The organism is Burkholderia crassaminum (assembly GCF_964265005.1).
In the GTDB taxonomy this organism is placed as follows: domain Bacteria; phylum Pseudomonadota; class Gammaproteobacteria; order Burkholderiales; family Burkholderiaceae; genus Burkholderia.
In genome coordinates this window covers 1,293,779-1,305,833 of the sequence record NZ_OZ183800.1, presented here as the reverse complement: position 1 = coordinate 1,305,833, position 12,055 = coordinate 1,293,779, and the positions used below count along the sequence as shown (strand labels likewise).

Here is a 12,055-nt window from a genome sequence, read left to right as displayed (position 1 = left end):
GCGCGGCCAAACGGCGCTCCTCACTCCTTGCCCTACGAGCGATTTCGGGCATTCGCATGTGCGTTCCATATGTAAACAGACCCTAGCGTAGCAGCGACCGCCGCCACGTTCCAGCGAAACGGCCCTGCTTTACCCTTGTGACGAAGGCAGATACGGCATCGGATTGACCGGCTTGCCGTCGCGCCGCACTTCGAACAGCAGCGCGACACGCGAGTTGTCGAGATCGCCCATCTCGGCGATCTCGTCGCCCTGGCGCACGATGTCGCCCGTCTTCACGAGCAGCTTGCGGTTGTGCGCATACGCGGTCAGGAAATCCGCGTTGTGCTGGACGATGATCAGGCTGCCGTAATCGTTCAGGCCGGTGCCGGCGTACATCACGCGGCCGTCGGCCGCGGCGCGGACCGGGTCGCCCGGCCTGCCGGCGATCTGGATGCCGCGGTTCTGCCCCGGCCGAAACCCGTCGACGATCTTGCCGCTGGCGGGCCACTTGAGCGCGACACCGCCTGCATGCCGCTTCGTCTCCTTGACGACCTGACGGTCGTTCGCGGTCGACGCGGTGGCCTGCGCCGATGCCGGGTTGCTCCCTGCGCCATTGCTCGTGGCCGACGAGGCGGCCACCTGCGTGCCGCCCGAGCCCGGCGGCGGCAACGGCTGCTGCTTGACGATGCGCAGCACCTGCCCCATGCGCAGCCTGCCGTTCGCGCCCAGCTTGTTCCAGGTGCGCAGGTCGGCCACGCTGCAGCCGTTCGCGGTCGCGATGCCCGTCAGCGTGTCGCCGCGCTTCACGACATACTTCTGCGCGACGAGAATCGGCGCCGGAGGCGGGGTGGCGGCCGACGGCGCAATGGCGAGCGGGCTCGACGGCGACGGCTGTCCCGCCTGCGTGTCGCTCGGCGGAACGGACTGCGTGCCTGCACAACCGGCCATGACGAGCACGGCTGCCAGGCCTGGCAGCCACGCCGCGTGACGGTGAATCTCGCGCGTTTTCATGGACGATCCGACTCCGGTTTGACAATCTTTCAAGCATCTCAAAAACGGAACGGCCGACGTGTAACCGGATGCAAACAATGATGACAAACGATCACGAACCGGATGCCGGCCGGCATTCGCTACCGGTAATACGGTCCGATCCAGAAAAACTTGATGGTCTTTTGCGCGAAAACGGAAGAATTTTCGTTTCAGGAAACTATGGCGGATCTGTTTCGATAGGCACGAAGCGTGCGATTACCGCCCACGCCCACTGCGGCGCGCGTCCGCCGCGCCGCTCAGCGCAGCCACGCGGCGAGTTCGGAACAGGCCCACGCGATGCCGATGCACAGGAACAGCACGTGCAGCGCGATCTTGAACGACACGCCCCACGACGAATCGATCCGCATGACAGGCTCCCCGGTTGATGTGCGGCCATGATCCGCCATCGATCGCGCCCCGAAAATGCGGAACCGGCGAATCGGGCCTCAGGCTGCGCCTGAGACCACGGTTGCGGTTCCCTGCTAACTTATCGGCCATTCCAATACGATCGCCCCCACCCATCATGCGCTTCGACCTGACCGACCTGCGGCTCTTCCTGAACATCTGCGAGGCCGGCACGATCACGAGCGGCGCCGAGCGGACCCACATCACGCTGCAGGCCGCGAGCGAGCGCATCCGGGGCATGGAGGACGAGCTCGGCGTACCGCTGCTGCACCGGACCAAGTCGGGCGCGCAGGCAACCGATGCAGGCCGTGCGCTCGAACACCACGCGCGCACCGTGCTGCAGCAGATCGACCACATGCGCGGCGAACTGCAGCAATACGGCCAGGGGCTGCGCGGGCATATCCGGCTGCTGTGCAACACCGCGTCGCTGAGCGAATACCTGCCCGATGCGCTGGCCGATTACCTGCCGCATCATCCGAAGCTGTCGATCAGCGTCGAGGAGCGCTCGAGCCAGGAGATCGTGCATGCGATCCGCAACAAGACGGCCGAGGTCGGGATCGTCGCCGATTCGGTCGGGCTCGGCGGGCTCGAACAGAAGCCGTTCCGCGAGGACTGGCTGATCGTCGTCGTGCCGGCCGCGCATCCGCTCGCGTCGCATGACAAGGTCGCGTTCGACACGATCGCCGATGCCGACTTCATCGGCCTCACCGACGGCAGCGCGCTGCAGGTGCATCTCGCCGACCAGTCGCGCGCGCTCGGCAAGCGGATCCGCTATCGCGTGCAACTGAAGAGCTTCGATGCGATCTGCCGCGTAATCGCCAGCGGCGTGGGCATCGGCATCGTGTCGCGCCATGCGGCCGAGCGTGCAATGCAAACGATGGACGTGCGACTCGTCGAGCTGTCCGATCCGTGGAGCCACCGCCGACTGAAGCTGTGCGCGCGATCGTTCGACGCGCTGCCGAAATACACGCGGGAGTTCGTCGCGTTCCTGTCCGGCGAAACCACGCTGCAGTGACGCACGCCGTTCGCGGTCGATGTCGCGATGCGCCACACGATTCGCTTCGATCCTTATGGATAACGTTTTCTTTAAAATTCTGGCAAACGCACATCGCTGGATAACCCTTCTGCTCGACGCGTCCGCGTCGACATCCCGCTCTGCACTTCATCTCATCCGAAAAAATCCCGGTAATTTTCGCGATATTCCACGCTCGCGCTCCGTTCGTTCCTTTCCACCATCCGGGTTTGTCCCGGCGCATCCAGCGTGAAAGTTCATTGACATCATGTCGCTCGATGCCTAAATTTGGAAAACGTTTTCCAATGCATTCGCGCGACGCCGGTCACGGCCCGTGCAGGGAGAACGCTTGCCCGCTCGAGTGGTGATTCAGGCCGTCCGTCTTCAGGGATCAGGGTTCAAGACGGAGACCAGGCACGGGCATCGAGCGCGGCAACGGTCACACCCGCCCGTTCCTCATCACTATTCAAACTGGAGACACAATGCATCCGCGCAGCAGATTCGCGCTCGGCGCCGCGCTCAGCGCCCTTTCCGTCGTGTTCGTCAGTGCCTGCGGCGGCAACGACATCACCGATCCGCCGTCTTCGTCGTCCCCGCCGTCCAACTCGACGCCGACGTCGCCGCCCGCCGCCACGCTCGCGGCGAGCTCGCTGCAGGCGCTCGTCTACGGCGCGGCCGACACGAGCGTGCCGGCCGGCACCGATACGCCGATCACGATGATGGGCCAGATGCGCGCGCTGTTCGACCTGATCCGGAAGTCGCCCGACTTCACGCAGGTCGTGATGGATCTCGGCGACGGCACGCCGGTCCACGTGCTCGACACGAACACCGGCGACAAATTCCTGCCCGGCAAGCTCGCGCTCGGCCTGTCGTACATCCTGATCGACATGAAGTCGAAGAACGATCCGCAATACGCAAGCTACCTCGCGACGTACCAGACGATCACGACCGCGATGATGGCGCAGTCGGGCGGCAACTACACGTATGCGAATACGTCCTGGGGCGAGTACTACTATCTCGTCGCGCTGAACAACCTGAAGGCGCACGGGATGCTCAACGAAGTCTTCAGCGACGCGATGCTCGCGACGCTGCAGCAGCGGCTGCGGTTCTGCGACATGTTCGGCCCCGACGCGAGCGGCAAGGTCGACACGTGCCCGGCCGCCGGCACGCCGATCGACATCGCGTCGCTGAACACCGCGCAGAACTACTATGCGGTGTCCTACGGAATTGCCGGGTTGCGCCAGAAGCTCGGCTGGAGCAGCCCGTCGTTCGCATCGAAGACCGATCCGTCGGTCGCGACGATGGGCGCGCGCGACGCGCTGCTGTACACGCTCACGAACCACATCCGCAACGACTCGTCGGGCGGGTTCTCGGACGAAGCGTCGAACACGCACACGACCTATTACGACCAGGCGCGCTTCGACCGCTACAGCACGCTGCTGATCGGCGAAGTCACCGAGCGCACGCTCGAGATGGGCAACGAAGCGAATCTCACACCGGAACTGAAGGGGTATCTGCGCAAGTCCGTCGACCTGATCCTGCCGCAGCTGAACGGCGACGGCGAAGGTTTCAACTACGGCCGCTCGATCGGCCCGTACGGCGATTCCGCGTTCATGGAAGTGCTGACGGCGGCCGCCAACGCCGGCGTGCTGTCCGATCAGGAGAAGCAGGTCGCGTACACGTTCATCTCGAAGGCCGCGCATCGCTTCGACACGTTCTGGTACGACCCGTCGCTGCCGACGCCGTCGGTGAACATGTGGGTCAAGGGCCGCGGCACGGACGCGTATCGCGGCAAGCCGCGCGTGATGGGCGAGAACTTCAGCCTGCTGCACCAGTACCTGTACGTGAACGCGTGGTGGAACAAGCTCGGCTTCGGCGGCAAGGCGCCGATGGCCGATGCCGACTACAACGCGTGGCTCGACGCGCTGCCGCACTACACGCTCACCTGGTACAACCAGCCGAACGATCCCGCGCATCCGTACAGCGCGGCGCTGGTGACCGTGCGCGACGGCCGGCGCGTGATCAACCTGAACCTCAGCCAGGCGCCCGACTACAACTCGTTCACGCCGTACTACCCGGTGCCGTCCTCCGACAAGCTGACCTACGGCACGACCGATCTCGGCTATGCGCTGCTGATTCCGCAGGTGTCGTACAACGGCAAGACCTACATTCCCGTCACGTACTACAAGAACCTGAATGTCCAGCAAGGCAACGGGCAGGTGATCGTGTCGTTCGATACCGCGAAGTTCCGGCTCGCATCGAAGAACGCGGCGTATACGACGGATCTCGACCTGCAGGTGCACACGGTGCTGACGTTCGCGCACGGCTCGGTCTCACGCAGCGATACGCTGAGCACGGGCACGCTCACCGGCAACCTGTCGGTCGAGACGGACTTCACGTCGTTCGCGGATTTCGCGTCGACGCAGGCCAACGGCGACGGCGTGTCGGTCACGTACGCGAACAGTGCCGCAACCGGCTATGCGGCGTCCGGGTTCGACAACTGCGCGCTGTCCGCCTTCGACACGGTGAACGGCACGACGAATCCGCTGTCGACGACGCCGATCGGCCAGCTGCATTCGAACTTCGCGTGCACGACGAAGCCGTTCGCACTCGGCACGGGCACGACCCGCACGTTCGGGTGGACGCTGAAGTACGCCGACCCGGCCTGAGCGCTGTGACCCACGTCCGGTGAATGCGCCCGAAGCCGGTTGTCGAAACCGGCTTCGGGATCGTCACGGACAGCGGGCATCACGCACGCCGGCGATGCCCGCTCACAGCCACCCCGAAGCCGCCATATACGCGCCGAGCACGATCAGCCCGACGAAGAAGCAGCGCTTGAACGCCTTCTCGCTCATCACGCGCCGCGCATATTGCCCACCGGCCATGCCTGCCAGTGCGGGCACGAGCGCGAGCGCCGACACGCCGAGATCGACCGTCTCCAGCGCCCCCGTCACGCGCAACTGCAGGCCGAGCACGATCGTCGATGCGGTGAACGACAGCCCGAGCGCCTGGATCAGGTCGTCCTTCGACAGCCGCAGCGCCTGCAGGTACGGCACGGCCGGCACGACGAACACACCGGTCGCGGCCGTCACGACACCGGTCAGGTAGCCGACCACGGCCGACAGCCATTTTTCATGGCGCCCCGGCGCGGGCAGCCGCGCGGCGGCCAGCCCCCACAGCCCGTAGAGAATCAGCACCACGCCGAGCGCCGCGTGCGTCCAGGTGCTGCCGGTAGCGAGCGCGGGCAGCCCGCCCGTCAGCGTGCCGATCGTCAGACCGGCGAGCAGCGGCCACAGCCGGCGCAGCAGCGGCCCGAACGACGGGCCGAGCCACAACTGCCACACATTGGTGATGAACGACGGCACGAGCAGCAGGCTCGCGGCGGCCGACGGCGGCATCGCGAGCGTCAGCAGCCCCATCGCGATGGTCGGCAGGCCGAGCCCGATCATTCCCTTGACCGCGCCGGCCAGCAGGAACACCACCGCAATGATGGTCAGCGTATGAATGTGCATGACAGGCATTCCGTCCGGTTGAGTACGGCGCCGATGGTGAACCCCGATCGCGCCGCCCGCCATCTGGCTTTGCCTGAGGCTGGCTAGGGCTTGCCGGACGGAGCCGGTGGCGCGATTGTGCCGATGTGTCGTCGCGCCGCGGGCCACGGGCCGCGGGCCGGCGAAACACGCGCCGCCGGCGTCAAGGCAGGCGAGGCCGGACCATGCATCCGGGTTGCCAAATCCCGCCCCGGCACCCGATCCCGAGTCGAATACCGCACCCGTTCCGAAACAGAAGCCGATCTGAACCGATCAGTCCCCGTGAGATCCCCCCCGCCCCTGCTCGCTGTCGAGGTGCGCCATCTGTGCGGCCGGATAGCGCTCACCGGCAGCCGCCCCGGCGGGAACCGCCGCTTCGATGCGAGCGATGTCTTCGACCGTTAGTTGCATCTCTGCCGCCTGCAGCGCATCCTGAAGCTGCGTGCGCTTGCGCGCGCCGATCAGCGGCACGATATCGCCGCCGCGCGACAGCACCCACGCGATCGCGACCTGCGCCGGATTGCTGCCCTTCTCGTCGGCGATGGCGCGCAGCGCGTCGACGAGTGCGAGGTTGTGCGCGAGGTTCTCGCCCTGGAAGCGCGGGCTCGCCGCGCGGAAATCACGCTCGCCCTGCCGTGCCGTGCTCCAGCCCCCGCCGAGCAGCCCGCGCGACAGCACGCCGTAGGCCGTCACGCCGATCCCGAGTTCGCGGCACGCGGGCAGGATCCCGGCCTCGATACCACGCGACAGCAGCGAATATTCGATCTGCAGGTCGGAAATCGGCGCGACGGCCGCCGCACGGCGGATCGTGTCGATGCCGGCTTCCGACAGGCCGATATGGCGCACGTACCCGGTCTTCACGAGATCGGCGATCGCACCGATCGTCTCCTCGATCGGCACCGCCGGATCGACGCGCGCCGGCCGGTAGATGTCGATGTAGTCGGTGCCGAGCCGTTTCAGCGAGTACGCGACGAAGTTGCGGATCGCCGCCGGCCGCGCGTCGTAGCCGGCAAACCCGCCGGCCGGATCGCGCAGCGCGCCGAATTTCACGCTGATCAGCACTTGGTCGCGTGCGCGGCCGCGCAGCGCATCGCGAATCAGCATCTCGTTGTCGCCCATTCCGTAGAAATCGCCGGTGTCGAGCATCGTGATGCCGTGGTCGAGTGCCGCGTGCAGCGTCGCGATGCTTTCGTCGCGGTCGGCCGGCCCGTAGAAGTCCGACATCCCCATGCAGCCGAGCGCGAGCGCCGACACCCGCGGGCCCGACCGGCCCAGTTCACGCGTATCCATGTCCGTTTCCTCGAGTGATGAATCGACAGGCCGGATTCTGGACGCACCGCGGCGCACGATAAATGCGAAACACTCAACCAAACCATTCGACGCTGATTAACAATGGAGCCTGCCCCATCCGCCAACGCACCCGCCCCGCATGGACCATCTGCAAGCAATGCGCATCTTCGCGCGCGTGGCCCATCTCGGCAGCTTCACGAAAGCGGCCGAGCAGCTGCAACTGCCACGCCCGACGGTCAGCAACGCCGTCCAGTATCTGGAAAAACACCTGAAAGTCCGCCTGCTGCAGCGCACGACGCGGCGCGTCGCGCTGACAACCGAGGGTGCGACCTACTACGAGCGCTGCATGCGCTTGCTGGCCGATCTCGACGACGCGGAAACGCTGTTCGAGGACGCCGGCACGACGCCGCGCGGCGCGATCCGCGTCGACCTGCCCGAGCGCTTCGCGGTGAACCAGATGATTCCGGCGCTACCGGATTTCCACGCGCGCTACCCGGACCTGCGCGTCGTGATCGGCACGACCGACCGCTTCGTCGACCTCGTCGCCGACGGGATCGACTGCGCGGTGCGAATCGGCGCGATGTCCGACACGTCGCTCGTCGCGCGGCGCATCGGCGAACTGGCGCAGGTCAACTGCGCGGCGCCCGCGTATCTCGAACGGTACGGCACACCGCGCTCGCCGGACGAGCTGCCCGACCACGTCGCGGTCGGCTATGTCTCGAGCCGCACGGGCCGTGAGCTGGACTGGGAATATGCGGACATGGATTCGGGCGAGCTGCACGCGGTCAAGATGCGCAGCGTCGTATCGGTCAACAGCTCGCAGGCGTATCTCGCGTGCTGTCTTGCGGGCCTCGGGCTGATCCAGGTGCCGCGCGAAGGGCTCGCGCCGCTGCTGGCCGACGGCTCGCTGGTCGAGGTACTGCCGGAATGGAATGCCGAGCCGCTGCCGGTGTCGGTGGTGTTTCCGACCGGGCGGCATCTCGCGCCGCGCGTGCGGATCTTCGTCGACTGGCTCGCGGAAACGCTCGGCGCCACGCCCTGGGCGACGTGACGGCAGCCGGCGCCGAAGCACGCGGCCCCGGCACCGCCCGATCAGAACATCAGAACTTGTGGCGGATCGCGGCACGCACCGCGAACTGGTTCGACGACGCCGACGGGCCGTCCGTCCCGACCACGTAGCCGCCATCGGCCGCCGTGCCGGTCTTGTCGCCGGCAACCTTCTGCCATGCGCCCTGCAGGTAGACGTCGGTGCGCTTCGACAGGCTGTAGTCGGCCATCAGGCCGACCGTGTGGTATTTCGGCTTGAACGACCCCGCCGCGGCATCGAACTTGCCGTCCGTGTACACGTACTGCGCGCCGAGATAGAAATCGGGCGTGAGCTGGTACTTGCCGTTGATCTCGAAGTTCTGGAACTTCGTCGCGGTCAGCCCGAGGCCGGCGAACGTCGAAGCCGGCAGGTAGACGGTCGACACCGGATTCTTCACGTCCGTCTTCGTGTAGACAAAACCGACCGTGGCCGGGCCGAACGTGTAGTTGACGCCGCCGCCGAAGATCCGCAGGCGGTCGGCGATGAAGTTCGCGTCATCCGCCGCGATCGCCCCCGCGCTGCCGACACCCGGGTTGTTCGCCTGCAGGTACGCCGCCGCGACCTGCAGCCCGGCCAGCGAATATTGCGCACCGAGGCTGTACTGACGGTTGTTCGAGAAGCCGGTGCTGTTGCTGAAGCTGTACGTGCCGCCGAACGTCAGGCCGTTCCAGTCGGCGCTCGCATACTTGACCGTGTTGTTGACGCGGAACGAGTTGTCCGTGTTGTCGTTGTCGAACGGGTGCGAGAACAGCGTGCCGCCCCAGTTGCCGTTGGCCGTGAGCGGCGCGAGATAGTCGACGACCGAGTCGTACTGGCGGCCGAAGGTCAGCGTGCCGAAGCGCGACTCGGAGAGCCCGACGAATGCCTGGCGGCCGAACATGCGGCCGCCCTGGCCGAGCCGGCCGTTGTTCACGTCGAAACCGTTTTCCAGCGTGAAGATCGCCTTCAGCCCGCCGCCGAGATCCTCGCTGCCCTTCAGGCCCCAGCGGCTGCCCTGCGCATAGCCGCTCGCGAGCTGGTAATTCGATTTTCCGACCCCATTGACGTTCACGTTGTTCGTGTAATTGAAGCCTTCGTCGATCACACCGTACAGCGTCACGCTGTTCTGGGCGAAGACCGGCGCGGCGAAAGCGGCCAGCGCGGCGGTAAAAATGACGTGCTTCTTCATGACGGATCTCCGGAGCCGGGGCCGGGCAGGTCGAGCGCCCGGCGAATGTTTGATCTGTTGTATGTGTGGCCCGCAGGGCGGACGACGCGGTGTGCGGCCGCGTGAGGACAAAATGGTGTCACGTCGCAAACCGTCCGTCCATCGGGGTATGTGAACCCGGCGCAAAACGTTGCGCTCGTCCAACTGCCCTGCCGCGCAGACTGCCTGACCCGGCTTATCGGCAGCGGCAGGACGGCCCGCCATCCGCGTAAACCCGAGAGGTGGCGCATCGGTGGCACAATGCGCATCCGTTCGTCATTTCTTCACGAAGTCATGCTTCACCTCGATTCATGCGCGGCGCGTGCCGGTCGCGCACGCGGCCCGCGCCGGGAGGCGGTCCGATGACCGCGCCGGCCCGGGCCGGCCGCTACGCCGAGCTCGATTTCTTCCGCGGCCTCGTGCTGCTCGTCATCGTCGTCGACCACATCGGCGGCAGCATCCTGTCGCGCGTGACGCTGCACGCGTACGCGCTGTGCGACGCGGCCGAGGTGTTCGTGTTCCTCGGCGGCTTCGCGACCGCGATCGCGTACAACTCGCTCGCCGAGCGGCACGACGAAGCCGCCGCGCGCCAGCGCTTCATCCGCCGCGCGTTCGAGATCTACCGCGCGTTCCTCGTGACGGCCGGCCTGATGCTGCTGATCACGGCCGCGCTGAACGCGTTCGCGATCGACGGCCCGAACATGCCGACCAACGACCTCGACGGCCTGCTCCACAAGCCGCTCGCTGCGCTGCGCGACATCCTGCTGTTCCGTCGCCAGCCGTACCTCGCATCGGTACTGCCGATGTACGCGTTCTTCGCGCTGCTCGTCCCGCTCACGCTGCCGCTCGCGCGCACGCAGCCGTGGCTGCTGCTCGCGTTCAGCGGCTCGCTGTGGGTTGCGGCGCCACACGTCGCGCGCTTCTTGCCGACCGTCGAAGGCGCGCCGTGGGATTTCAATCCGTTCGCGTGGCAGTTCCTGTTCGTGCTCGGCGTGATCGCGCGCTGCCAGCCCGTCTACCAGACGCTCGCGCCCAAGCCGCAAGGCTGGCTGCTGACGGCCGTCTCGCTCGCGATCGTCGCGGCCGGCGCGTATTACCGGCTGCGCATCGAACCGTTCCCGACCGATCCGTCGATCAAGCAGAACCTCGGCGCGCTGCGGCTCGCGAACTTCCTCGCGATCGCGTGGCTCGCGGCCAAGCTCGTCCACCTCGGCTGGATGAAGAAGGTCGCGCACGCGATGCCGTGGATCGGCACGATCGGCCGGCAGGGGCTGCTGTGCTTCGTCGCGGGCACCGGCATCTCGCTCGCGGTCGATTCGCTGCTTTACCAGGCGACCGAAGGTTATCTCGACGTGAAGCTCGGGCTGACCGCCGACGTCGTCGCGATGGGCCTGCTGTATCTCGTCGCCAAACTCTACGGGCCGCTCGTCGCGCGGCTGCCGTTCCGATCGCGGCGATGACATGCCGCGCCGTCATGCGCCGCTGCTACGATAGCCGGCGCCTCTCCTGAAACGATTCGACATGCGCCGACTCGCCCTTCCGTTCGCCATCGCCCTGATCGCCGGCTCCATCGCCACCGCCCGCGCCACGCCGGCCGCGCCGACGGTATCGCCCGTGCCGCCGCCGGCCCTCCAGACCGCGACAACCCCGTCGGCCGCCCAGGAGCCCGCGCTCAATCCGGGCAGCAGCGTCGTGCTGCGCTCGTTCCGGTCGGCTTCGCTGAAGCGCGACTGGTCGTACACGGTCTACCTGCCGCCCGGCTACAACCCGGAAGGCGCGCGCTACCCGGTGATGTACCTGCTGCACGGCAATGCCGGCAACGCGAACGACTGGGTCACGCAGGGCCGGCTGCAGGCCACCGCCGACACGCTGATAGAGCGCCGCGAGATCCCGCCCGTCGTGATCGTGATGCCGCAGGGCGGCACCGACTGGTACGTCGACCGCAAGGAGAAGATGCAGAGCGCGTTCCTCAACGACCTGCTGCCCGAAGTCGAAGCGCACTTCGCGGTGTCGAACCAGCGTGCGGGCCGCGCGATCGGCGGCGTGTCGATGGGCGGCTTCGGCGCGCTGCGCTTCTCGCTGCTCGAACCCGGGCTGTTCTGCGGCGCGATGCTGCTGAGCCCCGCGATCTACGCAAACGAGCCGCCGCTCAATTCCGCCGCGCGCTACGTCGGCGTGTTCGGCGACCGGCAGTTCGACCCGCGCGTGTGGCACGAGCTCAACTACCCGGCGCTGATGCGCGGCTATTTCGCGCGCAGCTGGCGGATCCCGATGTTCATCGCGGCCGGCGACGACGACCTGACCATCCAGGCCGAATCGAGCGTGCTGTACACGCACCTGCGCCGCGCGCAGAACCCGGCCGAACTGCGCATCGTCGACGGCGGGCATACGTGGGACGTTTGGCGCGGGCTGCTCGGGCAGGGGTTGAAATATGCGCTCGAGTGCGTGAAGTGACGACCGCCCCGGTCGGGCGCGCGCTTGCTTGCGTCCGTCGCGCGGACGCAAGCAGTCTCCCGGCATGAACGCACGGAACCCGC

Annotated in this window: 9 protein-coding genes; 5 read left to right on the top strand and 4 right to left on the bottom strand. The window is 66.8% G+C overall.

Annotation, left to right across the window (positions count from 1 at the left end):
* Window positions 1-129: 129 nt before the first annotated feature.
* Window positions 130-990 (bottom strand): peptidoglycan DD-metalloendopeptidase family protein, encoded by an 861-nt coding sequence (locus ACPTTF_RS22950; RefSeq protein WP_423368338.1) that lies wholly within the window; start codon window positions 988-990, stop codon window positions 130-132.
* A gap of 541 nt (window positions 991-1,531) precedes the next feature.
* Here ACPTTF_RS22950 and ACPTTF_RS22945 point away from each other — a divergent pair.
* Both ACPTTF_RS22945 and ACPTTF_RS22940 read left to right on the top strand, forming a co-directional pair.
* The gene (locus tag ACPTTF_RS22945) at window positions 1,532-2,428 is read left to right on the top strand and encodes a LysR substrate-binding domain-containing protein (RefSeq protein WP_423368337.1); all 897 of its coding nucleotides are present in this window, start codon (window positions 1,532-1,534) and stop codon (window positions 2,426-2,428) included.
* A gap of 479 nt (window positions 2,429-2,907) precedes the next feature.
* A complete protein-coding gene (locus ACPTTF_RS22940) occupies window positions 2,908-5,094 on the top strand; it encodes a hypothetical protein (RefSeq protein ID WP_423368336.1) in 2,187 nt (728 codons plus the stop codon).
* A 102-nt stretch (window positions 5,095-5,196) separates the two neighbouring features.
* On the opposite strand, the gene ACPTTF_RS22935 is transcribed toward ACPTTF_RS22940, so the two are convergent.
* Entirely contained in the window at window positions 5,197-5,937 is a 741-nt protein-coding gene (locus tag ACPTTF_RS22935) for a sulfite exporter TauE/SafE family protein (protein ID WP_423368335.1), read from the bottom strand.
* 291 nt (window positions 5,938-6,228) lie between these two features.
* Window positions 6,229-7,245, bottom strand: coding sequence for an aldo/keto reductase (locus tag ACPTTF_RS22930; RefSeq protein ID WP_423368334.1), 1,017 nt, complete (start codon window positions 7,243-7,245; stop codon window positions 6,229-6,231).
* Window positions 7,246-7,384: 139 nt separating this feature from the next.
* Between ACPTTF_RS22930 and ACPTTF_RS22925 the strand changes: the two genes are divergently transcribed.
* Window positions 7,385-8,296 (top strand): LysR family transcriptional regulator, encoded by a 912-nt coding sequence (locus ACPTTF_RS22925; protein WP_166951669.1) that lies wholly within the window; start codon window positions 7,385-7,387, stop codon window positions 8,294-8,296.
* 49 nt (window positions 8,297-8,345) lie between these two features.
* Here the strand turns inward: ACPTTF_RS22925 and ACPTTF_RS22920 are convergent, their stop codons facing one another.
* Window positions 8,346-9,500, bottom strand: coding sequence for a porin (locus ACPTTF_RS22920; RefSeq protein WP_166951667.1), 1,155 nt, complete (start codon window positions 9,498-9,500; stop codon window positions 8,346-8,348).
* A 380-nt stretch (window positions 9,501-9,880) separates the two neighbouring features.
* Between ACPTTF_RS22920 and ACPTTF_RS22915 the strand changes: the two genes are divergently transcribed.
* Together ACPTTF_RS22915 and ACPTTF_RS22910 are read left to right on the top strand one after the other, a co-directional pair.
* The gene (locus tag ACPTTF_RS22915) at window positions 9,881-10,978 is read left to right on the top strand and encodes an OpgC domain-containing protein (RefSeq protein WP_166951665.1); all 1,098 of its coding nucleotides are present in this window, start codon (window positions 9,881-9,883) and stop codon (window positions 10,976-10,978) included.
* A gap of 61 nt (window positions 10,979-11,039) precedes the next feature.
* Window positions 11,040-11,972, top strand: coding sequence for an alpha/beta hydrolase (locus ACPTTF_RS22910; RefSeq protein ID WP_166951663.1), 933 nt, complete (start codon window positions 11,040-11,042; stop codon window positions 11,970-11,972).
* The last annotated feature ends 83 nt before the right edge of the window (window positions 11,973-12,055 follow it).

Coding starts and splice junctions, on each gene's coding strand:
- ACPTTF_RS22920 (WP_166951667.1), bottom strand. CDS start 9,500: ATGAAGAAGCACGTCATTTTTACCGCCGCGCTGGCCGCTTTCGCCGCG.
- ACPTTF_RS22915 (WP_166951665.1), top strand. CDS start 9,881: ATGACCGCGCCGGCCCGGGCCGGCCGCTACGCCGAGCTCGATTTCTTC.
- ACPTTF_RS22930 (WP_423368334.1), bottom strand. CDS start 7,245: ATGGATACGCGTGAACTGGGCCGGTCGGGCCCGCGGGTGTCGGCGCTC.
- ACPTTF_RS22945 (WP_423368337.1), top strand. CDS start 1,532: ATGCGCTTCGACCTGACCGACCTGCGGCTCTTCCTGAACATCTGCGAG.
- ACPTTF_RS22910 (WP_166951663.1), top strand. CDS start 11,040: ATGCGCCGACTCGCCCTTCCGTTCGCCATCGCCCTGATCGCCGGCTCC.
- ACPTTF_RS22940 (WP_423368336.1), top strand. CDS start 2,908: ATGCATCCGCGCAGCAGATTCGCGCTCGGCGCCGCGCTCAGCGCCCTT.
- ACPTTF_RS22935 (WP_423368335.1), bottom strand. CDS start 5,937: ATGCACATTCATACGCTGACCATCATTGCGGTGGTGTTCCTGCTGGCC.
- ACPTTF_RS22925 (WP_166951669.1), top strand. CDS start 7,385: ATGGACCATCTGCAAGCAATGCGCATCTTCGCGCGCGTGGCCCATCTC.
- ACPTTF_RS22950 (WP_423368338.1), bottom strand. CDS start 990: ATGAAAACGCGCGAGATTCACCGTCACGCGGCGTGGCTGCCAGGCCTG.